We start from the raw sequence: 24,516 nt of genomic DNA on the forward strand, positions 1-24,516 counted from the left end.
CGGTGTGCGTCGGCGAGTTTGTACTCTTTGCGACGCAAGGGCTGGATCATAGCACCGGGCCCGGTGCTTAACCACGCAACAAGTGTACGGGAAAGAGGTTCCAGAGCCTTTGCCGGTGCCGGACGAGCGGTGCCTCAGGTAAAGATCAACTGTGCCGCCACGGCAAACATCATCACCGCCACCATCAGGTCGAGCAGCCGCCAGGTGCCTGGGCGCGCCAGCCACGGTGCCAGCCAGGCGGCGCCCAGGGCCAGGGTGAAGAACCACAGCAGCGAGGCGCTGGCGGCACCGGCCACGTAGGCGCCGGGCACGGTTTGCTGGGCACCCAGGGAGCCGATCAACAATACGGTATCGAGGTACACATGCGGGTTGAGCAGGGTCACCGCCAGGGCGCTGAGCAGCACCGCCCGGCGCGAGCGCAGGCCCTGGCCCTCACCCTGATGCAGGCTCTGTTGCGAGCAGGCGCGCAGCAGGGCCTTGCCGCCGTACCAGATCAGAAACACCGCGCCGCCCCAGCGCGCCACTGCCAGCAGGGTCGGGTTCTGCGCCAGCACCGTGGCCAGGCCGAATACCCCGGCCGCCACCAGGATGGCATCGCAGACCACGCACAGCGCCGCCACCGGCAGGTGATGTTCACGGCGCAGGCTTTGCGCCAGGACAAAGGCGTTTTGTGTGCCGATCGCCATGATCAGGCCGAAGGCGACCAGCAGGCCGTTCAGGTAGCTTTGCCACATAGGGAAGACTCCACAGACACCCGCAGGGCGCGGGCGCAAACACAAAGAAGATGCTGGCCATTGTGGGGATTTCATCTGTATAAGAAAAACAAATAAAGCTGATCAGGCATTAGGAAAAATAATGTTCGATTACAAACTGCTTTCAGCCCTCGCTGCCGTTGTCGAGCAGGCCGGCTTCGAGCGCGCCGCCCAGGTGCTGGGTTTGTCGCAGTCGGCGATTTCCCAGCGCATCAAGCTGCTCGAGGCGCGGGTCGGCCAGCCGGTGCTGGTGCGCGCCAATCCGCCGAGCCCCACCGATGTCGGCCGGCGCTTGCTCAACCATGTACAGCAGGTGCGCCTGCTCGAACGCGACCTGCAAAGTCAGGTGCCGGCGCTGGACGAGGAGGGCATGCCCGAGCGTTTGCGCATTGCCCTGAACGCCGACAGCCTGGCGACCTGGTGGGCAGGAGCGGTGGGTGAGTTTTGTGCCGATCAGCAAGTGCTGCTGGACCTGGTCGTGGAAGATCAGGAAGTCGGCCTCAAGCGCATGCGCGCCGGTGAAGTGGCCGCCTGCCTGTGTGGCAGCGAACGCCCGGTGGCAGGCGCACGCAGCCTGTTGCTCGGCGCCATGCGCTATCGGGCCCTGGCCAGCCCGGCGTTCATGGCCCGCTACTTTCCAGCGGGCTTCGATGCCGCCCGCTTGTCGCGCACCCCGGCGCTGGTGTTCGGACCGGATGATTTTCTCCAGCATCGTTACCTGGCTTCCCTGGGTATTCAGGACGGTTTCCTTCATCACCTGTGTCCCTCATCCGAAGGCTTTTTGCGCATGACCGAGGCAGGCCTGGGTTGGGGCCTGGTGCCGGAACTGCAGGTACGCGATCAGCTGGCCAGCGGGCGTCTGGTAGAAATATCAGCGGATAAACCCATCGACGTGCCCTTGTACTGGCATCATTGGCGCAATGGCGGGCAGTTGCTCGGCCAACTGACGGAACACCTGCGCCTCACAGCCGGGCAGTGGCTGGTGCCCTTGTAGGCCCTGGCGGCGTCAGCAGTATCTGAAAAACCTGTTTTAGGCGGAGTGCTACATGCGAATTCTGGTCACCGGCGCGAGCGGCTTCATTGGCGGGCGCTTTGCGCGCTTTGCCCTGGAGCAGGGCTTTGACGTTCGGGTCAACGGCCGACGCGCCGAAGGCGTCGAGCACCTGGTGCGGCGCGGCGCGCAGTTCATCCCGGGTGACCTGAACGACCCGGACCTGGCCCGGCGCCTGTGCCAGGGCGTCGAGGCGGTGGTGCATTGTGCCGGTGCGGTGGGTAACTGGGGGCGATACCAGGACTTCTATCAAGGCAACGTGGCGGTCACTGAAAACGTTGTCGAGGCTTGCTTGAAGGAGCATGTGCGGCGGTTGGTGCACCTGTCGTCGCCATCGATCTACTTCAATGGCCGCTCGCAGCTGGGTATCACTGAAGACCAGGTGCCGCGGCGCTTCCATGATCATTACGGGGCGACCAAGTACCTGGCCGAGCAGAAGGTCTTTGGGGCCCAGGAGTTCGGTCTCGAAGTGCTGGCCTTGCGTCCACGCTTCGTCACCGGCGCGGGCGACGTGAGTATCTTCCCGCGCTTGCTGCAGATGCAGCGCAAGCGGCGCCTGGCAATCATCGGCAATGGCCTGAACAAGGTCGATTTCACCAGCGTGCAGAACCTCAACGAGGCGTTGGTCAGTGCCTTGCTCGCCGACGAGGCAGCGCTGGGTCAGGCCTACAACATCAGCAATGGTCACCCTTTGCCATTGTGGGATGTGGTCAATTACGTGATGCGGCAAATGCACCTTCCGCAGGTCACCCGCTACCGTTCCTACGGCCTCGCCTACAGCCTTGCCGCCTTGAACGAAGGCGCCTGCCTGCTCTGGCCGGGCCGCCCGCAACCGACCCTGTCGCGCCTGGGGATGCAGGTGATGAGCAAGGACTTCACCCTCGACATCAGCCGCGCCCGGCAGTTTCTTGATTACCGCCCCAGCGTCAGCCTGTGGTCGGCGCTGGATGAGTTCTGCGGCTGGTGGAAAGCCCAGGACCTTCCGTCCGGCAAGGACTGAACCGGATCAAGGCTTTGCGGTCGATCAGTGCGCTGATCAGGCTTTATACTACTGACCATTTGCTATCACCGTGGTTGAAGGGATCCCATGCGTAACGATGCTCCAGATGATTTCGATAACGTGCCGACCTTGACCGCCGGTAGCCGTGATGACGATGATTTCGTACCGGTAGCGGGTGCGCGACGTGGCCATGCATCGGCTCCGCGCGCTGTACCGAAGGCGGCAAATACTGGCCCGCTGTGGGCATTGCTCGGCGCCTCGTTCATTGCCCTGGCCGGCCTTGGCTGGTGGAGTTTTCAACAGATTTCCCTGATGGAGCAGCAACTGGTTGCCACCCAGGAGAGCTTTGCCCGCATCAGTGAAGACGCGGCGGGGCGCCTGCAGGCGATCAGCGGTAAGGTTGCGGCCAGCGAGACCAGCGTCAGCACCGACAGCGAAGCCCTGAAGCTGCAGATCAAGCAACTGCAGGCGAGCCTGACCGAGCAGGGTAAGCAACAGCAAGGTGTGGCCGGGCAGACCGGCGATCTGGGCAAACGCCTGGAGCTGGTACTGGCTCAGGCCAGTGAGCAACAGGCGGCCAATGCCAAGTTGCAGGAACAACTGCAGGCTCAGCTCAAGCGGGTGAACGACGAGCTGGCCGCATTGAAGACGGCCCAGGTGGATGGCGGCAAGCTTGATGGTGAGCTCAAGAGCCTGAACGCTGAGGTGACGGCGTTGAAGAAGCAGGGCAACCCGACGGCGGCGATCCAGCGCCTGGAGCAGGACCTGATCGTGCTCAAGAGCGAGCAGGAGAACCGCCCGGCGCCTGCGGCCAGTGGCGGTGCGTCAACGGCGGAGTTCGATGCGTTTCGTGGCCAGGTGACTCGAAACATCAATACCTTGCAAAGCCAGGTGCAGAACCTGCAACAGCAGATCAACGCCCGGCCTTGATCGGCGCTAAACAGGGTCGCTGTTGCGGCCCATCGCCGGCAAGGCCAGCTCCCACACTGGATCTGCTTGCAGCGGACTTTGTGGGAGCTGGCCTTGCCGGCGATGGGCTGCAAGGCAGCCCCAAGGTTTACATCCGCGGATAATCGATATAACCCACCGGCCCCTTGGCATAGAAGGTCTCCGGGTGCGGCTCGTTCAGCGGTGCATCCGCCGCCAGCCGCGCCGGCAGGTCCGGGTTGGCAATGAACGGGATACCGAAGGCCACTGCATCGGCTTTGCCACTGGCCAGCGAAGCATTGGCGCTGGCTTTGGTGAAGCGCTCGTTGACGATGTAAGGGCCGCCAAAGGCTTGCTTGATCAGCGCGCCAATGCTGTCGTCCGCTTCCTTCTCCCGCGAGCAGATAAAGGCAATACCGCGCTTGCCCAGTTCCCGGGCCACATAGGTGAAGGTCTCGGCACGGTTGGCATCGCCCATGTCATGGGCATCGGCCCGTGGCGCCAGGTGCACGCCAACCCTTTGCGCGCCCCAGACTTCGATCACCGCGTCAGTCACTTCCAGCAGTAGCCGTGCACGGTTCTCCAGCGAACCACCGTACTGGTCATTGCGCTGGTTGGTGCTGCTCTGCAGGAACTGGTCGATCAGGTAACCGTTGGCGGCATGCACTTCGACGCCATCGAAACCAGCCGCCTTGGCGTTCTCGGCACCGGTGCGGTAGGCCTCGACGATGTCGGCGATTTCTGCGCTTTCCAGCGCACGCGGGGTCGGGTAGTCGGCCAATGGACGCACCAGGCTGACATGGCCTTTCGGCTGGATGGCGCTCGGCGCGACCGGGGCTTCACCATTGAGGTAGCTGGGGTGCGAGATACGCCCCACATGCCACAGCTGCAGGAAAATCCGCCCGCCGGCGCCATGCACCGCCTTGGTCACGTTGGTCCAGCCACGCACCTGATCGTTCGACCAGATGCCCGGGGTGTCCGGGTAGCCCACGCCCATCGGCGTGACCGAGGTGGCTTCGCTGAGGATCAGCCCGGCACTGGCCCGTTGTACGTAGTACTCGGCCATCAGTGCGTTGGGCACCCGGCCTTCATCGGCGCGGCAACGGGTCAGCGGGGCCATGATGATGCGGTTCGGCAGGTCGAGGTCGCCGAGGGTGATCGGATCGAAAAGAGTCGTCATATGTACCTCAAGGCCTATCAGTGAGTGGCAGGTGCCAGTTCGGCTTTGTTACCGCCCTGGCTGAAAGTGATCAGGGTGACGATCAGCGCCAGTACCGCCAGCGCTGCGGCGGCCAGGGGCACGCGGGTCAGGCCCAGGCCCTGGGCGATGACGGTGCCGCCGACCCAGGCGCCGAGGGCGTTGCCCAGGTTGAACGCGCCGATGTTCAGGGTCGAGACCAGGTTCGGGGCAGCCTTGCCGAAGGTCACCACGTTGACCTGCAGGGCGGGGACGGCGGCAAACGCTGCAGTGGCCCAGAGGAACAGGGTGATTTCCGCCGGGATCAGCGCAACGCTGGTCCAGCTCAGTACGGTAGAGACTACCGCCATGCTGGCGAACACGCCGATCAGGGTGGCGCCCAGGCGCTTGTCGGCAAGCTTGCCACCGAGGATGTTGCCCAGGGTCAGGCCCACGCCGATCAGCAGCAGGGTCCAGGTCACGCCTCGTGGCGACACCCCGGTAACATCACCCAGCAGCGGCGCGACATAAGTGAACAGGGCGAACATCGAGGCCGAGAACAGCACGGTCATCGACAGCGACAGCCAGATGCCGGCGCCTTTGAGCGCAGCCAGTTCGGCGCGCATGTCGAGTTTTTCTTCGTCATGCCGGAACGGCAGGAAGCGGATCAGGCCGATCAAGGCAATCACGCCGATCACGGTTACCGCCCAGAAGGTCGAGCGCCAGCCGTATTCCTGACCCAGCGCGGTACCCAGCGGCACACCCAGCACGTTCGCCAGGGTCAGGCCGGTGAACATCAAGGCGACCGCCGAGGCACGGCGGTTGGCCGGCACCAGGCTTGCCGCCACCACCGAACCGATACCAAAGAAGGCACCGTGGCACAGGGCGGTCACCACCCGGGCGAACATCAGCAGGTTGTAGTCGCTGGCCACCGCACACAGCAAGTTGCCGACGATGAACACGCCCATCAGCGCAATCAGCGCCGCTTTGCGCGGCAGGCGCGAGGTGGCCAGGGCCATGAACGGCGCACCGATGGCCACGCCCAGGGCGTAACCGGTGACCAGCCAGCCGGCGCCGGGAATCGATACCCCCAGGTCTGCCGCCACATCGGGCAGCAGACCCATGATGACGAACTCGGTGGTACCGATGGCGAAGGCGCTGAGCGCCAGGATAATCAGCGAAAGGGGCATTGCAAGGTCCTTGTCAGAGCTCTTGGCTCATCTGCTTGAGGAAGGCCTGGATGGTTTCCTCGTTGCGTTTGAAAAAATGCCACTGGCCAATCTTCTGGCTGCTGATCAGGCCCGCGCGCTGCAAGGTCGCCAGGTGGGCGGAGACGGTCGACTGCGACAGGCCGCAGCGTTGATCGATCTGCCCGGCACACACACCGTGTTCGGTGCTGTGGTGCTGGTCGGGGAACTGCGCGTCGGGGTCCTTCAGCCAGTTGAGGATTTCTCGCCGTACTGGGTGGGCCAGGGCTTTTATTATTTCGTCGAGATCGAGAGGCATGGTTGGGCTCGTGGTGTGTGTAGCGTTATATCGCGATGGGGCGAAATATAAATCGGTATTTCGCGATATACAAATATGATGTGGTTCTGAGCTCAGCTTGAATCGCTATATCGGGTTATAACGATATGGGTGGCAGGGTGCTAGAATCCCTCCCCATGAACTACCTCGCACACCTTCATCTCGGCGGTCAGCAGCCTGAGCAATTGCTCGGCAGCCTCTATGGCGATTTCGTCAAAGGGCCGCTGCAGGGGCGCTTCCCCTTGCCGCTGGAAGCGGCGATCCGTCTGCACCGGCAGATCGATGTCTACACCGACAGCCATCCGCTGGTGCTGGCGGCGCTGTCGCGCTTTCCGCGGGAGCGGCGGCGTTACGCCGGGATCATCCTCGATGTGTTTTTCGACCATTGCCTGGCCTTGCACTGGCAGGACTATGCCGAGCAGCCCTTGAGCCAGTTCACCGACCGCGTGTATCGGGTGCTCGCCGCAGAGCCGGCCCTGCCCGGGCGCCTGGCGCAGATTGCACCGTACATGGCCGCTGATGACTGGCTGGGGTCTTACCGCGATTTTGCGGTGCTTGAACAGGTGTTTCGCGGCATCGCCCGGCGCCTGTCGCGGCCCGAAGGCATGGACGGCGCGGTGGAGGAGGTGGCGGCGCTGTATGCGCCGTTGCTGGATGACTTTCGCAATTTCTATCCGCAGCTGCAGCGCTTTGCCCGGGCCAATACCTAGGCAGCCCTGGCCCGGCGTTGCTGTTGGACCGCCGGTTCGCTACCGAACAATGCCTGCTGGATCGCCTGCTGCGCCTTGAAGGCCAGGGCGGCGCGTTCTTCACCGGCGCTGGCAATCGGCGTGAGCAAATGGATCTCGACCTCAGCGCAATCATTGCTGAACAGCCGCAGCAGGTGCGAGAGCAGGTCGTCATCACCGATAAACGGCGCGATCGAATCGGTTTGCCCGTTGCGCAGGTAGCGCAGGGCCACCGGTTGCAGCGGTGTTTGCGTGTCGATGGCGCTGGCCAGCAGACGGCCGTGGAAGGTGCGCAGGCTGCGCCCGTCGGTGGTGGTGCCTTCAGGGAAAATCAACAGCGCGCAGTCTTGTTGCAGGTGCTGGCTGATTTGCTTGCGCAGCAACTGGCTGTCGTTGCCGCCACGGCGGATGAACAGGGTGCCGGCCTTGAGCGCCAGCCAGCCGGCCACCGGCCAGGTGCGCACTTCGGCCTTGGACAGGAACGACAGCGGCGCAAGCATGCCCAGCAACGGGATGTCGGTCCACGATACATGGTTGCTGACCCAGAGCGTCGGCTGTTGCGGCAACTGGCCCACCACCCGCACCTTGAACGGCAGGGCGTTGCTCAGTTTGCCCATGAACAGTTGCGACCAGCGCTGGCGGCGCTCGGTCGAGGCCGGCACGCGCAGGCGTTCATAGAGGGTGAACAGTGCGGCCATGGCCAGGCCGAACAGCACCACCAGCAGCACCCGAACCACGCGCCCATAGACGCGCAGGCGCTGCATCAGACCGCCGCCTTGAAGTGACGGGCATAGCGCGGGCACAGCTCGTCGCGCTTGAGCAGGATGAACACGTCGGCCACCTGGAAGTCTTCGTCCCAGCACGGCTCGCCGCAAATCTTCGCTCCCAGGCGCATGTAGGCCTTGAGCAGTGGCGGCATTTCGGCGATGACGTTGCTCGGCAGGGCCAGGCTCGGCAGCGGCTTCTTCGGTTCGGCGCGCAGATGCTCGGTACACAAGTAGCGTTCGCGCAGGCGCTGCATGATCGCATGGGCCTGCACGCCACCATCCTGCATGGGAATGCTGGCGCAGCCCATCAGGTAGCTGTAGCGGCCTTCGTTGAGCACTTCGGCCAGTTCCGCCCAGAGCACGGCGATGGTGCCGCCGTTGCGGTAGGCCGGGTCGACACAGGTGCGGCCCAGCTCGAGGATCGGCCCTTGCAGGTGGCCGAGGCCGTGCAGGCTGAACTCCTCTTCGCTGTAGAAGCGCCCCAGGCTGCTGGCCGCCTGATGATCGAGCAGGCGGGTGGTGGCGACCAGGCGCCCGCTATTGAGGTCGCGCACGCCGATGTGGCGGCAATGAATGTCATAGTCATCCATGTCCAGGCCCAGTTCGGCGCCTTTGAGCTTGGCCTTGAATTCACCGCTGAATACGCTGAAACGAAGGGCCTGTGCTTCCTGCAGGGCCGTCGGGCCGACCAGGCGTTCGGCTTGCAGACGGCGTTCAGTGCTGTTGTCGCCAGAGCGAGCGATCCGAGTCATTGCGTGTCTCCATAAGCCAGCCATGGGGTTGCGGCCGGTCGACTTTGTTGTGCAAGCTCAGCCTAGGTAGATGCGGTGTCACCCCCATGAACAATTGGTGATGCTTGTATGACAGCCCTCAAGGAGCGCTTCGATGACCTGGCTGCAACGACTCAACGACCGAAAGCGACACCCTCAGGCGGCCAATCTGGCCGACACCTATTCCAGCCTGCTGGCGCGCCTGGGCCCGGTCAGCCCGTTCGAGCTGGCGGTGCTCGGCGGGCGGGCCATGGCCACCCCGGGCCTGGCCTTTCTGGTCGGTTATCAGGCAGCCCTGAGGGTGCTATGGCCGAGCGCGCCGCAGAGCCTCGGTGCCCTGTGCGCCAGCGAGCGGCGCAGCGTGCGCCCGGCGGACATGCAGGTGCGTCTGGATGACCTGCGCCTGAGCGGCAGCAAGGACTTCGTCACCGCTGGGCTCGATGCCGAATGGCTGCTGGTGGCGGCGCGCTGCGAGGCGCAAGGGCAGCCGGTGGAACTGAGCCTGGCGGTGGTCTATGCCGGCGAGCCTGGCGTACGCCTCGAACCGCTGCCGGCCTTGCCGTTGATGCCGGAAGTCGGCCATGCCCGCCTGCATCTGCAAGGGGCGTTGTGCGAGCGCCTGGCGGGGGACGGCTGGGATGCCTACGTCAAACCCTTCCGCTCGCTGGAAGATCTCTATGTGCTCAGTGCCTTGTGTGCCTGGCTCTATGGCGTCGGCCAGGAAACGGGCTGGCCGCAAGGTCTGCAATTGCGCCTTATCGGCCTGCTCGGCGCGTGCGCCGAAAGCACCCGCCAGAGCGCTGATGCCGCGGCCAGTCATCTGCTGCTGGGCGGTCTGTTTGCCCAGTTCAACGCCTTGAAGGAGGAACTCAACCAGGCGCTGCTGGCCAGCCCAGGCGAGTGGGCAACCCTGTGGCAACGCGATCAGGGCTTGCTGGAGATCGCCAGCGCCGCCCGGGCCAAACGCCTGGCCAAGGCCTGGGCCGCCGCCGGACTGTCATGAAACGCTGGCAGGCTGGGCGAACCCTGGCCTTGAGTAAGCGGCATGAGCAAAGTGGCGTGGTGGATGCTGGCTGTGTTCGCCTTCAGCAAGGCAGTGCCGGCCGAGGAATACTGGCCTGTACCTGACTGGGCGGTTGCGCACGCTACCCACCAAAACGCCTGGCAGGCGGTCGAACGCTATGCCTTCGCCCCACGCGATGATCAGCAACGCCGGGGTGTACGCACCGACGCGCTGCTGGTGATCGCCGACGGGCGCATTGTCTACGAGCACTATGCCGCGCCCAGCACCGCCGAAACTGCGCACCTGACCTGGTCGATCAGCAAGAGCGTACTGGCGACCCTGCTCGGCGTTGCCCACGCCGAAGGCCGCTTTGACCTGCAGGATCCAGTCGCGCGTTTTTATTCACCGATGCGTGCCCATCCCCAGGTGCGCATCGAGGACCTGATGCACTGGGCCAGCGGCCTGGACTGGCAGGAAGACTACGAATATGCACCGCTCAAGTCCTCGGTGGTGGCCATGCTCTACACCCGCGGGCGCGGCGATATGGCCGGCTACACGGCGGCCAGGCCCGAAGCGGTCAGCCCCGGGCAACGCTTTCGCTACTCCAGCGGCGACAGCAACGTGCTGGCGGCTGCTTTGCGTGGCATGGTCGGCGACGCTGGTTATGCGGAGTATCCCTGGCGCGCTTTGTTCGAACCGTTGGGCATCGGCAGTGCAGTCTGGGAGCGTGACGCCAAAAGTACCCTGGTGGGTTCTTCCTACCTGTACATGAGTGCTCGCGATCTGGCCCGCATCGGCCTGCTGATGTTGCGCGAAGGGCGCTGGCACTCACGGCAGTTGCTGTCCAGCGAGTGGGTTACCTTCAATCGCCGGCCGTTCCTGCAGGCTACGGCCCAACCCGGTGAAGCCAATCCGGGTGGGCACTGGTGGCTCAACCTGCCGTTGCCCGGCAGCCCGCCACCCTGGCCGGATGCGCCGCCTGATACCTACGCAGCCCTGGGACACTGGGGCCAGGCGATGTATGTGCTGCCGACGCACAGGCTGGTGATCGTGCGTTATGCCGATGATCGCGACGCCAGTTTCGCCCACAACGAACTGCTCAAGCGGGTACTGGCTGCGCTCAACGAGGTGCGGCCATGAAGCGCGTGTTGCTGGTGCTGTTGCTGCTGACAGGCGGCTGGGCCTGGTACGAACGCCAGGCCTTGATGGATTTCCCCGGCATTCTCAGTGCCTACTCGGCCAAGGAATACTGTTCGTGCCGTTATGTCATGGGCTTTGATTCGCAGTATTGCCAGGGCTACGTGCAGCAGTACCTGCCGCTGAGTCGCCTGGACGAGGACCTGCAGCAGCGGCTGATCAGCGCTGCCGGGCTGGGGGTAGAGAATCGTGCGCAGTGGCTGGGCCCGCGCGAGGGCTGTCGCTTGCTGCCGTGAAGGCAGCCGGGTAAGGTTGGCGATCATTGTGTTACAGGATTTCACATGTTCAGTCTGCCGCGTCTTCTGCTTGCCCTGCTGGTCGTCTTGAGTCTCCCTGCCCAGGCCAATTGGCACCTGGATGGCGAGTCGTCACGCCTGTCGTTCGTTTCCAGCAAGAATGGCGACACCGCCGAGGTGCATCGCTTCCTCGTCCTGCATGGCAAGGTCGATCGCAAGGGCGCCGCCGAGTTGCAGATCGAGATGGACTCCAACAGCAGCAGCGTGCCGCTACGTGATGAGCGCATGCGCAAGGAGCTGTTCGAGTTCAGCAAATTCCCCGAGGCCAAGGTCAACGCACAGATCGACCTGCGTCCGATCAACGACCTGGCCAACGGCGCCCAGGTGGAACTGCGCCTGCCGCTGACCGTCAGCCTGCATGGCAAGCAGCACAGCTACAGCGCCCTGTTGCTGGCCACGCGCCTGGATGAGCGGCGCTTTCAGGTGGTAACCCTGGAGCCGTTGATGCTGCGTGCTGATGATTTCGATCTGCTCCCGGGGCTTGCCACTCTGCGCAAGCTGGCCGGGCTCAAGTCCATCAGCCCGTCAGTGCCGGTGGCCGCGGTGCTGATCTTCACGGCGCGCTGATATGGCCGGACCGGTCTTTCCCTGGCGCGATGGCAATCAGTTCGAGCTATTGATCGACGGTCCGCAATTCTTCCCGCGCATGCTCACCGCGATCGTGCGCGCTGAGCATCAGGTCGACCTTGAGTTATACCTGGTCGAAGCGGGGGCCTGTGCCGAAACCATGGTCCAGGCCCTGGTGCAGGCCGCCGAGCGCGGTGTGCAGGTGCGTTGCCTGTTCGATGACTACGGTTCACTGGCCTTCACCCTGAGCTTGCGCCAGCGCTTGCTGGCCGCCGGCGTCGAGTTGCGCTGGTACAACCGCCTGCGCTGGCGCCGGGGCTTTCGCAACCTGTTTCGCGATCACCGCAAGTTGCTGTTGGTTGACCAGCGCTGGGCAGTGGTGGGCGGCACCGGCGTTACCGACCAGTTCTGGACGCCAACGGAAGACGTCAGTGAATGGCACGAAGTGATGGTGCAGATGCAAGGCCCGCTGGTGGCCGACTGGCAGATGCTGTTCGACCGCCAGTGGCGGGCCAACTTGCGCCGTACGGCCTGGCGGCCACCGACCCATTTCGGCCTGTCGCGTTTGCCACGGATACCGCTCAGTGGCGCCGGCATGGGGCGGGTAGCCTACGCCGATGCCCGCCAGCACCGGGATATCCTGCAGTCGCTGGTGCGTGCCCTGAACAGCGGCCAACGGCGCATCTGGCTGGCCACGCCGTATTTCTTGCCGACCTGGAAAGTCCGTCGCTCCCTGCGCCGCGCCGCGTCCCGGGGTGTCGATGTGCGATTGCTGCTGACCGGGCCACGCACCGATCACCCTTCGGTGCGTTACGCCGGCCATCGCTATTACCCGCGGCTGTTGCGCGCCGGGGTGAAAATCTTCGAGTACCAGCCGTGCTTCCTGCACCTGAAAATGGTGCTGGTGGATGACTGGGTGAGCATCGGCTCGTGCAACTTCGATCACTGGAACCTGCGCTTCAACCTTGAGGCCAACGTCGAAGCAATCGACCCGCCGTTGACCGCAGACGTGGCGGCAAGCTTCGAGCGCGACTTTGCCCAAAGCCTGGCCGTCGACCTGGCCCACTGGCATGCGCGGCCGTTGTGGAAGCGGGTGCAGCAACGTTTGTGGGGCTGGCTTGATCGCCTGGTGGTCAACCTGCTCGACCGGCGTGATTGAGCCTGTCGCAAGCTGACGGTCTATGGTGTCTTTACCTTTCCATTGCACCTGAAGGAGTTGATGACATGGCTGCGAAGAAGATTCTGATGCTGGTTGGCGACTACGTTGAAGATTACGAAGTGATGGTGCCGTTCCAGGCCCTGCAGATGGTTGGCCATAGCGTGCATGCAGTGTGCCCGGGCAAGAGCGCCGGGCAGACGGTGCGCACTGCGATCCACGATTTCGAAGGCGATCAGACCTACAGCGAAAAACCCGGGCACAACTTCGTGCTCAACTTTGATTTTGCCCAGGTCAAGGCTGATGACTACGACGCGCTGGTGATTCCGGGGGGGCGGGCACCGGAGTATCTGCGCTTGAACGAACAGGTGCTGGCGCTGGTCAAGGCGATCGATCAGGCCGGCAAACCCATTGCCGCGGTGTGCCATGGCGCACAGCTGCTGGCGGCGGCTGGCGTGCTCGAAGGGCGCAAGTGCAGCGCTTACCCGGCCTGTGCCCCGGAAGTGCGCCTGGCCGGAGGGCAGTATGTCGAGATCGCCGTCGATCAGGCCCATGTGCAGGGCAACCTGGCCTCGGCACCTGCCTGGCCGGCGCACCCGGCGTGGCTGGCGGGTTTCCTGCAACTGCTGGGTACGCGCATTACCCTGTGAACCAAGGTGCTGGCCGAAGTACGAGCGCTTCGCGCTCGATCGCCGGCAAGGCCGGCTTGTGTCTTGAGGAAGGAATAGAATCAGAAGTGAGAGCGGTGAATGGCAAGCTGTACGCCGGTAGTGCTTAAAGCACGTGTGGGAGCAAAGCTGCCATTCACCTCTCCACTCTGGCCCGAGCCCGAACAGTTGATTGAGCGCCTCTCGAATCACAAGCGTGGGCCAAGCCAGAGCGCTCTCACAACTGAGTGTAAGAGGGTTCAGCCATGTTGTCTTCTGTTGGAATCGACACTGCCAAAGCCACTTTGGAAATCTGCATCAAGCCTCAGAAAATTCGCTTCGAAGTGGCCAACAACTCCGCAGGCTTCGAGGCGTTGCTTGAGCGTCTGAAGGACTTCAATATCAGTCGAGTGCTGATCGAAGCGACAGGCGGCTACGAGAAAGATGTGTTGATCGCCCTGGCCTCAGCAGGACTGGAAACCATCTGCATCAACCCAGCCCGTGCCCGAAAATTCGCCGATGCCATGGGTAAAAAAGCCAAAACCGACAAGATCGACGCCGAAGTCCTTGCGGACTTCGCTGCACACCTCAGCGCCCCTCAAGGCCAACCGGTCAGCCCGGAACGCGAAGAGCTGCGCGAGTTGGTGAAGCAGCGCGCCCAATTTGTGCAGAGCCGTGATGACGACAAGCGGCGTCGCCAGCAATGTCGCTCGGCAACAGTGATGGCCCACTTCGATGAGCATATAGAGCAGCTGAAAGTGCTGATCAAACGCCTCGACGAAGAAATTGATCAGGCGATGGTGCAACTGGACGATACTAGGGCGCGTCAGTTATTGGCAGTGACCGGAATCGGTCGGGTAACCGCCGCAAATCTGCTCGCCTCACTGCCTGAACTGGGGCAGTTGGACCGCCGTCAGATCGCCGCTCTGGTGGGCGTAGCGCCTTACAACAACGATAGTGGTAGCCATCGAGGGCACCGCCAGATATGGGGTGGTCGGGCCCATGTAAGGCGAGTGCTGTACATGTCGAGCTGGATCATCATCCGTCACAACACAGAATTTAAAGCACGCTACGAAGCACTTCGGGCACGTGGCAAGTGCGCCAAGGTGGCACTCGTAGCTTGCATGCGGGTGCTGATCGTCAGGCTGAATGCAATGCTGCGGGACAATACCCCTTGGCGAGAGCAAACAGCCTGATCAAGACAGTTGCTCCCACAGGTCAGGTGCATGAAGAGCCATTGTGGGAGCTGGCTTGCCAGCGATGAGGCCGGTACAGGCAAAAAAAAAGCGGCAGGGGAATAATCCCCTGCCGCTTTTTTCTATCAGCAAACCTTTACGGCTTACTTCACTTCCACCGCCAGGCTTTCAGCGATCTTGTGCTGCCAGATCGCTGGGCCGGTGATGTGTACCGATTCGCCGTTGCTGTCGACCGCGACGGTGACCGGCATGTCCTTGACCTCGAACTCGTAGATCGCTTCCATGCCCAGTTCGGCAAATGCCAGGACCTTGGACTTCTTGATCGCCTGGGCTACCAGGTAGGCAGCGCCGCCGACGGCCATCAGGTACACGGCCTTGTTGTCCTTGATCGCTTCGATGGCGGTCGGGCCGCGCTCGGATTTGCCGATCATGCCCAACAGGCCGGTTTGCTCGAGGATCTGACGGGTGAACTTGTCCATCCGCGTCGCGGTGGTCGGGCCGGCCGGGCCAACCACTTCGTCACCAACCGGATCAACCGGGCCAACGTAGTAGATGAAGCGACCCTTGAGGTCGACCGGCAGTTCTTCGCCCTTGTTGAGCATCTCGACCATGCGCTTGTGCGCAGCGTCGCGACCGGTGAGCATCTTGCCATTGAGCAGGATGGTCTCGCCCGGCTTCCAGCTCTGCACGTCTTCCGGGGTCAGGGTGTCGAGGTTGACACGGCGGGCCGACGGGCCGGCTTCCCAGACGATTTCCGGGTAGGCGTCCAGCGATGGCGCTTCCAGGTCAGCCGGGCCGGAACCGTCGAGCACGAAGTGGGCGTGACGGGTGGCGGCGCAGTTAGGGATCATGCACACCGGCAACGAGGCGGCGTGGGTCGGGTAGTCCATGATCTTGACGTCGAGCACGGTGGTCAGGCCGCCCAGGCCCTGGGCGCCGATGCCCAGCTGGTTGACCTTATCGAACAGCTCCAGGCGGATCTCTTCGATGCGGTTCTGCGGGCCACGGGCCTTGAGCTCGTGGATGTCGATGGATTCCATCAACACTTCCTTGGCCATCACCGCGGCTTTCTCGGCGGTGCCGCCGATGCCGATGCCGAGCATGCCCGGTGGGCACCAGCCAGCACCCATGGTCGGAACGGTCTTGAGCACCCAGTCGACGATCGAGTCGGACGGGTTGAGCATGGCCATCTTCGACTTGTTCTCGGAGCCGCCGCCCTTGGCCGCCACGTCCACTTCCACGGTGTTGCCCGGGACGATGGAGTAGTGGATGACCGCCGGGGTGTTGTCCTTGGTGTTTTTACGCGCACCTGCCGGATCGGCCAGGATGGAGGCACGCAGGACGTTTTCCGGCAGGTTGTAGGCGCGGCGCACGCCTTCGTTGATCATGTCGTCCAGGCTCATGGTCGCGCCGTCCCAGCGAACGTCCATGCCGACGCGCACGAACACGGTGACGATACCGGTGTCCTGGCAGATCGGCCGGTGGCCGGTGGCGCACATGCGCGAGTTGATCAGGATCTGGGCGATGGAATCGCGCGCAGCAGGCGACTCTTCACGCAGATAGGCCTCATGCATGGCCTGGATGAAATCAACGGGGTGGTAGTACGAAATGAACTGCAGGGCGTCGGCAACGCTCTGAATCAGGTCGTCTTGCTTGATCACGGTCATGCAGCGCGCTCCTCTTAAAGACGGGAACATTCATTAAGGTATTCCGACGCGGACTGGCCGAGGTGTCGAAACGACCTTCAACAGGCGCCAACGCAAGGCTGTCGGCGCAAAAAAGGCGCGGCAGTATAGCGCGCATCCGCCGCTGGTACACGTACCAAAGGTCCCCACCAAGGTCGGCAGTGGCCGGGCACTGTTCTTGCCTGAGCGTTTGCCCGAGCGATTTGTGCAAACATGGCAATTATTCTTCACACACCCTAAAGTGGCGGTTGGCCATGCCCCATTCCTCTGCCCTGGCCAGAGCACGGTGAGTCACCTGTGACCGAAACAGCGCTGCAGAAACTTCTCCTCAAACGCTTTCTCATGGCGGCTGGCACTTATCTGCTGGTGTTGGCGCTGGTCTGGGTGGCGCTTTTGAGCGGTCATCTGCAAGCCTCCCTGAATGCTTTGCTGCTGGGTAGCGGCCTGTTGCTGGTGTGCCAGTTGCTGCTCGGCTGGGTGTTCGCCAGCGGCCGCAACCTGCGCTTTAACGACCCGAGCCTGACCGAGTTCCAGGTGCTGCTGGCGATCGCCTGGCAAACCTGGCTGTTGGCCCAGCTTGACCAGGGCCGCGGCACCTTCCTGATGTTCTACCCCTTGATCCTGATGTTCGGCCTGTTTCACCTGAGCGGGCGGGTGTTTGTGCGCTGCGCGCTGCTGGTGTTGTGCAGTTTCGTTGGGCTGATTGCCTGGGAGGCTTGGCAGGCAGCACATTTCGATGGGTCGTTGCTGGCGTTGCAGGCCTGTGCCTTGCTGGTGGTGCTGTGCTGGTTGTGCCTGTATGCCCGCTATGTTCAGGCCGCACGCCAGCGCATGCGCCAGCGGCGCTATGCCCTGCAAGCCCATCAGGACACCTTGCGCGGCATGATGCGCCAGCTTGAAGACCTGGTCGCCACCGACGAGCTGACCGGCCTGTTCAACCGTCGGCACTTCCTGAGCCTGGCCACCTGCGAACTGGAGCGGATGCGCGCGGACAGTTGCCATGGCCTGGCGCTGATCGACCTCGACCATTTCAAGCGTATCAATGATGTGTATGGTCATGCCGCCGGTGACCAGGTGCTGCAGGTGTTTGCCACGATCGCCAGCGACTGCCTGGGTGACACTGCAGTACTGGCCCGTTACGGCGGTGAAGAGTTCGTGCTGTTGCTGCCTGATTGCAGCGAAGAGCAATTGGCCAGCTGTTGCGAGCGGCTGCGCAAGGCTTTTGCCCTGGCCCAGCCACCGGCCGTCGGATTGCGGGTCGAACCGTTGAGCCTGTCGGCAGGGATGACTCTGCTGAGCGAAGGTGATGACCTCGATGATGCCCTGCAGCGCGCCGACCAGGCCCTGTATCGGGCCAAGCGCAGCGGACGCAATCGCTGCCTGGCCGCCTGGGAGGCCGTCGATGCCTGAGTTGCGGGTCGGTGAGCGGCAATGGACGGTGGCGCCGGGCAGCAACCTGCTCGATGCCTTGAATGATGCCGGGTTGTCGGTGCCCTACAGTTGCCGCGCGGGCAGTTGTCACGCCTGCCTGGTGCGCTGCCTGCAGGGCCAGCCGGGGGATGCCCGGCCCGATGCCCTGGCGGCGGACAAACGCCAGCAAGGCTGGCGCTTGTCGTGCCAGTGCAGCGTCGAGGAAGACTTGCAGGTGGCCTTGTTCGACCCGCTCCAGGATGGCTTGCCGGCCCAGGTTACCGGCCTCGACTGGCTGAGCCCGACCGTGCTGCGCCTGCGTCTTGAGCCACAAAGATCGCTGCGCTATCAGGCCGGCCAGCACCTGGTGTTGTGGAGCCCGAACGGGGTCGCCCGGCCTTACTCGCTGGCCAGCCTGCCGGGGGAGGAGGGCTTTCTGGAGTTTCATCTCGATTGCCGGCAACCCGGCGCTTTCTGCGATGCCGCGCGGCAACTGAGTCTCGGTGCAACGCTGCGCCTGGGCGAGTTGCGCGGCGGGGCCCTGCATTACGATCCGGACTGGCAGGAACGCCCGTTGTGGCTGCTGGCCGCCGGTACGGGGCTGGCGCCGTTGTGGGGGATTCTGCGCGAGGCGCTGCGCCAGGAGCATCACGGCCCGATTCGCTTGCTGCACCTGGCCCATGACACCCGGGAACATTACCTGGCGCCGGCCCTGGCGGCGCTGGCCAGCCGCCACCCGCCGCTGCAGGTCGAGCTGCTGACCCCGGCTCAATTGCCCCAGGCCCTGGCGGCGTTACGTTTGCAGTCACGCCAGACCGTGGCCCTGGCGTGTGGCTCTGCAGCCAATGTCGAACAGTTTTCCCGGCGCATGTTCCTCGCCGGCCTGCCGCGCAACCAGCTGTTCGCCGACATTTTCATCGGTCACGCCTGATTCCGGCCAAAAAAAAGCCCCGCAGCACAGGCTGCAGGGCTTTGTTCAGCAGTGTCCGAGCATCAGACCAGCGAATCACCGACGTGCAGGATCTTCATGCCGTTGGTGCCACCGATGGTGTGGTAGCTGTCGCCTTTGGTCAGGATCGCCCAGTCACCTGGCTCGACCGCGCCACGCTGCAGCAGCTCGTCGACTGCCGCCTGGCTGACTTTCTCGGCCGGCAGGGCTGCCGGGTCGAAGGCCACCGGGTACACACCACGGAACATCGCGGCGCGGGCCAGGGTGGCGCGGTGCGGCGAGAAGGCGTAGATCGGCACCGAAGAACGCAGGCGCGACATGATCAACGGGGTGTAGCCACTTTCGGTGAGGGCGATGATCGCCTTGACGCCGGGGAAGTGGTTGGCGGTGTACATGGCCGCCAGGGCGATGCTTTCGTCGCAGCGCTCAAAGCGGGTGTGCAGACGGTGGCTGGACTTCTGGCTGGTCGGATGCTTTTCCGCGCCCAGGCAGATGCGCGCCATGGCCTGTACGGCTTCGATCGGGTAGGCACCGGCGGCACTTTCGGCCGACAGCATCACCGCGTCGGTGTTATCCAGTACGGCGTTGGCCACGTCGGATACTTCGGCACGGGTCGGCATCGGGTTCTGGATCATCGACTCCATCATCTGGGTCGCAACGATCACCGCCTTGTTGTTGCGGCGGGCGTGCTGGATGATCTTCTTCTGGATCGCGATCAGCTCGGCATCGCCGATTTCCACGCCCAGGTCGCCACGGGCAACCATGACTGCGTCACTGGCGGCGATCAGGCCGTCGAGGGTCTCGTCATCGGCGACCGCTTCGGCGCGCTCGATCTTGGCCACCAGCCAGGCGCTGCCGCCGGCTTCGTCGCGCAGGCGACGGGCGTATTCCATGTCGGAGGCATCGCGTGGGAAGGAAACGGCCAGGTAGTCCAGGTCCATTTCGGCTGCCAGCTTGATGTCGGCCTTGTCTTTTTCGGTCAGGGCCGGGGCGGTCAGGCCGCCGCCGCGACGGTTGATACCTTTGTGGTCGGACAGCGGGCCGCCGATCAGTACTTCGCAGTGCAGGGCATCGGCAGTGGCGCTGGTTACGCGCATGACCACGCGGCCGTCGTCGAGCAGCAGTTCGTCACCGACGCCGCAGTCCTTGACCAGGTCCGGATAGTCGATGCCGACGATTTCCTGAGTGCCTTCGGTCAGCGGGTGGGCGGTGGAGAAGGTGAAGCGGTCACCGACCTTGAGTTCGATACGCTTGTTGCTGAACTTGGCGATACGGATCTTCGGCCCTTGCAGGTCACCGAGCAGCGCCACGTGGCGGCCCAGGCGGGCGGCGATTTCGCGGATCAGGCGCGCGCGAGCCTTGTGCTCGTCAGGCGTGCCGTGGGAGAAGTTCAGGCGAGCGACATCCAGGCCGGCAAGGATCAGTTGCTCGATCACTTCCGGCGAGTTGCTGGCGGGGCCAAGGGTGGCGACGATTTTGGTACGGCGGATGGTCATGCACAGACTCCTATAGTGAAGCGCAGCGAAAGGCTACTCCGGAAAATCGCTGTAGTCATTGTTCCTTTGCACTACCTGCCGGTTAGCGCGGGTGGCGTTTGAACGGCGGCAGGGCCCGAGCGCGGCCGCTGTGGGGGCGGGCTTGCCCGGCGATGAGGCCCTTGCAGCCAGCAACGTCTACAGATTTTCCGTACAAAGCCGATACACTGCTCAATACAGGAGATCCCCCATGCGAGCCTTGATCGTTTTAGCCCTGGCCACCAGCGTCGTCGGCTGTACCCGCTGGTCGATGGACCATCATTTGAACAACGCCTACCGCGCCTATGACCGGGGCAACTGCGAGAAGGTGATGCTGGAGCTGTCCCAGGTCGAACGCACCAGCCGTGCCCGACCGTTCATCCAGCCGGAAGTGTCGCTGCTGCGCGGCCAGTGCCTGGAACGGCAGAAGCTGTTCGTCGATGCGGCACAGACCTACCAGTTCATCCTTCAGCGCTACCCACAGAGCGAATACGCCTTCCGTGCCCGTGCCCGCCTGCAGACCCTCGAGCAACTGGGTCACTACCGCACCGGCGAAGCGGCGATTGCCCGCCCGGTCACGACCACGCCTTGGCGTTAATACTAAAGTCAGCAGGTCTGATTGTGACGCGCGGGTCAGGGTGCGCTAATCTTGTTGCTGAGATGAATGAAAATCAGCAGCCCTAGCGCGGCCCTGCTAAAAGGGTCTTCGACAGCGATCCCGACCATGTTTGACGAGCGCCGCATCGAGCGTCACCAGCTCCCTTATTTTCTCAAAGTCTTCAACCGCTTCACCGACCAGCCCATCGGCTACCTGGGAAATGTGTCTGAAGACGGCCTGATGCTGATCAGCCAGCTGCCGATGCTGGTCGGCCCGGATTTCGAGTTGCAACTCAAAGTCCCTGGTCGCGACGGCACCGTGCACCCGATCAACCTTACCGCCAGCTGCCTGTGGAGCCATGAAGACCAGACGCCCGGGCATTACGACTCCGGCTTCATGCTGCTGCAGGCGCCGCGCGACTACGAGCAACTGGTGCGCGCCCTGCGCAACTATTTCAGCTTCCATCCGTTGAACGCTTCGGCCTGACGCTGGCCGTGACGGGCCTGTGGCCCTAGACTCTGGTCGATCTTCTGTTCAGGACGACCCCGTGAGCTCCAGCATTTTCTGGCACGACTACGAAACCACCGGCATCAACCCGCGCAACGACCGGCCCTTGCAGGTCGCCGGGGTGCGCACCGACCTTGACCTCAACGAGATCGAGGCGCCGATCAACTTCTATTGCCAGCCCAGCGACGACATCCTGCCCCACCCCAAGGCCTGCCTGGTCACCGGCATTACCCCGCAGCAGCTGGCCAGCCAGGGTTTGAGCGAAGCCGAATTCATGACCCGGGTGCATGCCGAACTGGCGCGCCCAGGTACTTGTGGTGCTGGTTACAACAGCTTGCGTTTCGACGATGAGGTCACCCGGTACAGCCTCTATCGCAACTTCTTTGATCCGTACGCCCGCGAGTGGCAGGGCGGCAACAGCCGCTGGGATTTGATCGACATCGTCCGCACTGCCTATGCCCTGCGCCCGGACGGGATTGTCTGGCCGCAACAGGACGGTCGCACCAGTTTGCGCCTGGAGTTGCTGACTGCCGCCAACGGCATCGACCATGGTCAGGCCCATGAAGCGCTGTCAGACGTGCGCGCCACCATTGCACTTGCGCGATTGATCCGACAGAAACAGCCCAAGCTTTATGACTGGTTGTTTCAACTGCGCAGCAAGCAGAAAGTCCTCGACCAGATTCGATTATTACAACCGCTGGTGCATATTTCCGGACGCTTCTCTGCCGCACGCAATTATTTAGGCGTGGTATTACCCCTGGCCTGGCATCCGCGTAATCGCAATGCCTTGATTGTCTGTGACCTGCATCTGGATGCTCAACCCTTGATAGATGAGGATGCTGATTCACTGCGTCAGCGTTTATACACACGTCGCGAGGAAATGCCTGACGGACAATTGCCGGTGCCGCTGAAACTAATCCATATCAATCGCTGCCCGGTGGTCGCGCCCTTGAGTGTATTGCGCGGCGAAGATCAGCAGCGTCTGGAACTGGATATGGCTGTTTATCAGGCGCGAGCCGCGAGCCTGATAGCTGCAGCAGGACAATGGCAGGACAAATTGCCGGTGATCTATAGCGCCGAGGAGTTTGCCCCCAGTGAAGACCCGGAACAGCAGTTGTATGACGGTTTTCTTGGCGACCGCGATCGTCGTTTGTGCGAGCAAGTGCGCAGTGTCGATCCGCAGCAATTGGGGCAGGGCCAGTGGATGTTCGATGATGAACGTTTGCCGGAACTGTTGTTTCGCTACCGCGCGCGTAATTTTAGCGAAACCTTGAATGCCGAAGAACGCCAGCGCTGGCAAACCTTCTGCCAGCAACGCTTGAGCGATCCGCTGATGGGCGCACCCAATACCCTCGGGGATTTCGAGCGGGCCTTGCAGGACTGCTGGGCGCAAGCCGATGCCGAACAACAGGCGCTGCTTGGCCAGTGGCGCAGCCATGTGCAGGCATTGAAGTTGCAATTGGGGATGTAAGCAATCGTTGAAAATAAAAAACGCCAGCTAAGCTGGCGTTTTTTTTAGCGAGTAACACATGGTTACCAGCGGGCGTATTAACCCAGCAGGGTTGCCCAGCCTTCAACCACGTCACCACCCCATTTGGCTTTCCATTCTTTCAGGGTTTTGTGGTTGCCGCCTTTGGTTTCGATGACTTCACCGTTGTGCGGGTTTTTGTATTGCTTGACCTTGCGCGCACGTTTGGTGCCGGTGGTCTTTACCGCGCCACGAGGGGCTTTGTTCAGTTTGGCTTCTGGATCCAGCAGCGCAATGATGTCACGCAGGGACTTCGAATATTCGCCCATCAGTGCACGCAGTTTGCCTTCGAACTCCAGCTCGGTTTGCAGCTTGTCGTCTTGCGACAGGTTCTGCAAACGCGCCTGCAGTTCTTTGATGGCTTCTTCGGTAGCGCGATATTCGTTGATCAGGGACATGAGGCGTTCCTTGGAAATGAAGGTTTAGAGAGACAGTGCGGCAATAATAATCAGACGGTACCCCCAAGTAAACATTAAAGCGGGCAATTAGCTCAATGAATTGTTAATCACCTCGATAGAATAGGTTAAGAAAAATTTACAAACTAAGACTTTTTTCCAATAGTTAACTTAGTCGCCGGCCCACCGCACCAGGCGGGTGCACCCCGTACGGTGCTACCTGGGCAGGCGACAGGCCGCGCGCAATGAGTACTGCAGTTTTGTCGGGCACTCGCTAGAATGTGCGCCTTTGCGAAAGTTTCTGGAGTCCATTTCATGCGCACCTACCGGCTGGTGATTGCCTGCCCCGACCGTGTTGGCATCGTCGCCAAAGTCAGTAATTTCCTGGCGTCCTATAACGGCTGGATCAACGAAGCGAACCATCACTCCGATGAGCAGAGCGGCTGGTTCTTCATGCGCCACGAAATCCGCGCCGAAACCCTGCCATTCGGCATCGAGGCGTTCCGCGAAGCGTTCGCGCCGATCGCCGAAGAGTTCTCGATGGTCTGGCGTATCACCGATACCGACCAGAAGAAGCGCGTGGTGCTGATGGCCAGCCGTGAGTCCCACTGCCTGGCTGACCTGCTGCACCGCTGGCACACCAAGGAACTCGATTGCGATATTCCCTGCGTGATCTCCAACCACAATGACCTGCGCAGCATGGTCGAGTGGCACGGCATCCCGTTCTTCCATGTCCCGGTCGACCCGCAGAACAAGCAGCCGGCCTTTGCCGAAGTGTCGCGCCTGGTCAAGGAGCACGGTGCCGACGTGGTGGTGCTGGCGCGCTACATGCAGATCCTGCCGCCGCAACTGTGCCAGGAATACGCCCAGCAGGTGATCAACATCCACCATAGCTTCCTGCCGTCGTTCGTTGGCGCCAAGCCGTACCACCAGGCTTCGTTGCGTGGGGTCAAGCTGATTGGTGCTACCTGCCACTACGTCACCGAAGAGCTGGATGCCGGCCCGATCATCGAGCAGGACGTGGTCCGCGTCAGCCATAGCGACAGCATCGAAGACATGGTGCGTTTCGGCCGTGATGTCGAGAAGATGGTCCTGGCCCGTGGCCTGCGCTACCACCTGGAAGACCGCGTGCTGGTGCACGGCAACAAGACCGTGGTGTTCAACTAAGCCTC

At 62.7% G+C, this 24,516-nt stretch carries 26 protein-coding genes; 17 read left to right on the top strand and 9 right to left on the bottom strand.

What is annotated here, in order from left to right:
- Nucleotides 1–134: 134 nt before the first annotated feature.
- Nucleotides 135–734, bottom strand: a complete 600-nt coding sequence (locus CCOS864_RS05925) for a LysE/ArgO family amino acid transporter (protein WP_115085466.1) — start codon at nt 732–734, stop codon at nt 135–137.
- A 121-nt stretch (nt 735–855) separates the two neighbouring features.
- Here CCOS864_RS05925 and CCOS864_RS05930 point away from each other — a divergent pair, with 121 nt between their 5' ends.
- From CCOS864_RS05930 to CCOS864_RS05940, 3 genes are all read left to right on the top strand, one after another.
- Nucleotides 856–1,746 (top strand): LysR family transcriptional regulator ArgP, encoded by an 891-nt coding sequence (locus tag CCOS864_RS05930; protein WP_115085467.1) that lies wholly within the window; start codon nt 856–858, stop codon nt 1,744–1,746.
- Between the two features lie 52 nt (nt 1,747–1,798).
- Nucleotides 1,799–2,803 (top strand): NAD-dependent epimerase/dehydratase family protein, encoded by a 1,005-nt coding sequence (locus tag CCOS864_RS05935; RefSeq protein WP_115085468.1) that lies wholly within the window; start codon nt 1,799–1,801, stop codon nt 2,801–2,803.
- 87 nt (nt 2,804–2,890) lie between these two features.
- Nucleotides 2,891–3,733 carry an ATPase gene (locus CCOS864_RS05940; protein WP_115085469.1) on the top strand — a complete coding sequence of 281 codons (843 nt, stop codon included), beginning with the start codon at nt 2,891–2,893 and terminating at the stop codon, nt 3,731–3,733.
- Between the two features lie 127 nt (nt 3,734–3,860).
- Here CCOS864_RS05940 and CCOS864_RS05945 read toward each other — a convergent pair whose 3' ends face one another.
- The 3 genes from CCOS864_RS05945 to CCOS864_RS05955 are packed head-to-tail and all read right to left on the bottom strand — an operon-like array spanning nt 3,861 to nt 6,413.
- On the bottom strand, nt 3,861–4,910 hold the full coding sequence (locus tag CCOS864_RS05945) for an alkene reductase (protein WP_115085470.1): 1,050 nt from the start codon (nt 4,908–4,910) through the stop codon (nt 3,861–3,863).
- A 17-nt stretch (nt 4,911–4,927) separates the two neighbouring features.
- The gene (locus CCOS864_RS05950; RefSeq protein ID WP_115085471.1) at nt 4,928–6,097 is read right to left on the bottom strand and encodes an MFS transporter; all 1,170 of its coding nucleotides are present in this window, start codon (nt 6,095–6,097) and stop codon (nt 4,928–4,930) included.
- Between the two features lie 13 nt (nt 6,098–6,110).
- Complete coding sequence (locus CCOS864_RS05955; RefSeq protein ID WP_028943335.1) at nt 6,111–6,413, bottom strand: ArsR/SmtB family transcription factor; 303 nt, start codon at nt 6,411–6,413, stop codon at nt 6,111–6,113.
- A 155-nt stretch (nt 6,414–6,568) separates the two neighbouring features.
- Here CCOS864_RS05955 and CCOS864_RS05960 point away from each other — a divergent pair, with 155 nt between their 5' ends.
- Complete coding sequence (locus tag CCOS864_RS05960) at nt 6,569–7,141, top strand: acyl carrier protein phosphodiesterase (RefSeq protein ID WP_115085472.1); 573 nt, start codon at nt 6,569–6,571, stop codon at nt 7,139–7,141.
- On the opposite strand, the gene CCOS864_RS05965 is transcribed toward CCOS864_RS05960, so the two are convergent.
- The gene (locus tag CCOS864_RS05965; RefSeq protein WP_115085473.1) at nt 7,138–7,923 is read right to left on the bottom strand and encodes a lysophospholipid acyltransferase family protein; all 786 of its coding nucleotides are present in this window, start codon (nt 7,921–7,923) and stop codon (nt 7,138–7,140) included. The genes CCOS864_RS05960 and CCOS864_RS05965 overlap by 4 nt on opposite strands.
- On the bottom strand, nt 7,923–8,678 hold the full coding sequence (olsB, locus tag CCOS864_RS05970) for an L-ornithine N(alpha)-acyltransferase (RefSeq protein WP_115085474.1): 756 nt from the start codon (nt 8,676–8,678) through the stop codon (nt 7,923–7,925). The genes CCOS864_RS05965 and olsB overlap by 1 nt, the downstream gene beginning before the upstream one ends.
- Before the next feature lie 133 nt (nt 8,679–8,811).
- Between olsB and CCOS864_RS05975 the strand changes: the two genes are divergently transcribed.
- The 7 genes from CCOS864_RS05975 to CCOS864_RS06005 all read left to right on the top strand — a co-directional run bounded on the left by CCOS864_RS05975 (nt 8,812) and on the right by CCOS864_RS06005 (nt 14,758).
- The gene (locus CCOS864_RS05975) at nt 8,812–9,699 is read left to right on the top strand and encodes an acyl-CoA dehydrogenase middle domain-containing protein (protein WP_115085475.1); all 888 of its coding nucleotides are present in this window, start codon (nt 8,812–8,814) and stop codon (nt 9,697–9,699) included.
- A gap of 63 nt (nt 9,700–9,762) precedes the next feature.
- Nucleotides 9,763–10,839, top strand: coding sequence for a serine hydrolase domain-containing protein (locus CCOS864_RS05980; protein WP_115085697.1), 1,077 nt, complete (start codon nt 9,763–9,765; stop codon nt 10,837–10,839).
- On the top strand, nt 10,836–11,132 hold the full coding sequence (locus CCOS864_RS05985; protein WP_115085476.1) for an amidase: 297 nt from the start codon (nt 10,836–10,838) through the stop codon (nt 11,130–11,132). The genes CCOS864_RS05980 and CCOS864_RS05985 overlap by 4 nt, the downstream gene beginning before the upstream one ends.
- Before the next feature lie 45 nt (nt 11,133–11,177).
- A complete protein-coding gene (locus CCOS864_RS05990; RefSeq protein ID WP_115085477.1) occupies nt 11,178–11,759 on the top strand; it encodes a YceI family protein in 582 nt (193 codons plus the stop codon).
- Nucleotide 11,760: 1 nt separating this feature from the next.
- Nucleotides 11,761–12,918 carry a phospholipase D-like domain-containing protein gene (locus CCOS864_RS05995; RefSeq protein ID WP_115085478.1) on the top strand — a complete coding sequence of 386 codons (1,158 nt, stop codon included), beginning with the start codon at nt 11,761–11,763 and terminating at the stop codon, nt 12,916–12,918.
- Nucleotides 12,919–12,983: 65 nt separating this feature from the next.
- Entirely contained in the window at nt 12,984–13,565 is a 582-nt protein-coding gene (locus tag CCOS864_RS06000; RefSeq protein ID WP_115085479.1) for a DJ-1/PfpI family protein, read from the top strand.
- A 263-nt stretch (nt 13,566–13,828) separates the two neighbouring features.
- A complete protein-coding gene (locus CCOS864_RS06005) occupies nt 13,829–14,758 on the top strand; it encodes an IS110 family RNA-guided transposase (RefSeq protein ID WP_115085006.1) in 930 nt (309 codons plus the stop codon).
- Nucleotides 14,759–14,901: 143 nt separating this feature from the next.
- Here the strand turns inward: CCOS864_RS06005 and CCOS864_RS06010 are convergent, their stop codons facing one another.
- A complete protein-coding gene (locus CCOS864_RS06010) occupies nt 14,902–16,425 on the bottom strand; it encodes a fumarate hydratase (RefSeq protein WP_045197431.1) in 1,524 nt (507 codons plus the stop codon).
- 315 nt (nt 16,426–16,740) lie between these two features.
- Here CCOS864_RS06010 and CCOS864_RS06015 point away from each other — a divergent pair, with 315 nt between their 5' ends.
- Both CCOS864_RS06015 and CCOS864_RS06020 read left to right on the top strand, forming a co-directional pair.
- Nucleotides 16,741–17,853 (top strand): GGDEF domain-containing protein, encoded by a 1,113-nt coding sequence (locus CCOS864_RS06015; protein ID WP_115085480.1) that lies wholly within the window; start codon nt 16,741–16,743, stop codon nt 17,851–17,853.
- Nucleotides 17,846–18,784 carry an iron-sulfur-binding ferredoxin reductase gene (locus CCOS864_RS06020; protein ID WP_115085481.1) on the top strand — a complete coding sequence of 313 codons (939 nt, stop codon included), beginning with the start codon at nt 17,846–17,848 and terminating at the stop codon, nt 18,782–18,784. The genes CCOS864_RS06015 and CCOS864_RS06020 overlap by 8 nt, the downstream gene beginning before the upstream one ends.
- 62 nt (nt 18,785–18,846) lie before the next feature.
- Here CCOS864_RS06020 and pyk read toward each other — a convergent pair whose 3' ends face one another.
- Nucleotides 18,847–20,298 (bottom strand): pyruvate kinase, encoded by a 1,452-nt coding sequence (gene pyk / locus CCOS864_RS06025; RefSeq protein WP_115085482.1) that lies wholly within the window; start codon nt 20,296–20,298, stop codon nt 18,847–18,849.
- A 229-nt stretch (nt 20,299–20,527) separates the two neighbouring features.
- Between pyk and CCOS864_RS06030 the strand changes: the two genes are divergently transcribed.
- From CCOS864_RS06030 to sbcB, 3 genes are all read left to right on the top strand, one after another.
- The gene (locus CCOS864_RS06030; protein ID WP_115085483.1) at nt 20,528–20,914 is read left to right on the top strand and encodes a tetratricopeptide repeat protein; all 387 of its coding nucleotides are present in this window, start codon (nt 20,528–20,530) and stop codon (nt 20,912–20,914) included.
- 126 nt (nt 20,915–21,040) lie between these two features.
- On the top strand, nt 21,041–21,400 hold the full coding sequence (locus tag CCOS864_RS06035) for a PilZ domain-containing protein (RefSeq protein ID WP_115085484.1): 360 nt from the start codon (nt 21,041–21,043) through the stop codon (nt 21,398–21,400).
- 61 nt (nt 21,401–21,461) lie between these two features.
- The gene (sbcB, locus tag CCOS864_RS06040; RefSeq protein WP_115085485.1) at nt 21,462–22,892 is read left to right on the top strand and encodes an exodeoxyribonuclease I; all 1,431 of its coding nucleotides are present in this window, start codon (nt 21,462–21,464) and stop codon (nt 22,890–22,892) included.
- 77 nt (nt 22,893–22,969) lie between these two features.
- On the opposite strand, the gene mvaT is transcribed toward sbcB, so the two are convergent.
- Nucleotides 22,970–23,347, bottom strand: a complete 378-nt coding sequence (gene mvaT / locus CCOS864_RS06045) for a histone-like nucleoid-structuring protein MvaT (protein ID WP_045197447.1) — start codon at nt 23,345–23,347, stop codon at nt 22,970–22,972.
- Nucleotides 23,348–23,659: 312 nt separating this feature from the next.
- On the opposite strand from mvaT, the gene purU reads away from it, so the two are divergent.
- Nucleotides 23,660–24,511: a formyltetrahydrofolate deformylase gene (gene purU / locus CCOS864_RS06050; RefSeq protein ID WP_115085486.1), complete on the top strand. Its 852-nt coding sequence runs from the start codon at nt 23,660–23,662 to the stop codon at nt 24,509–24,511.
- Nucleotides 24,512–24,516: the final 5 nt, after the last annotated feature.

Origin of the sequence: Pseudomonas wadenswilerensis, assembly GCF_900497695.1 — a bacterium.
GTDB lineage: Bacteria > Pseudomonadota > Gammaproteobacteria > Pseudomonadales > Pseudomonadaceae > Aquipseudomonas > Aquipseudomonas wadenswilerensis.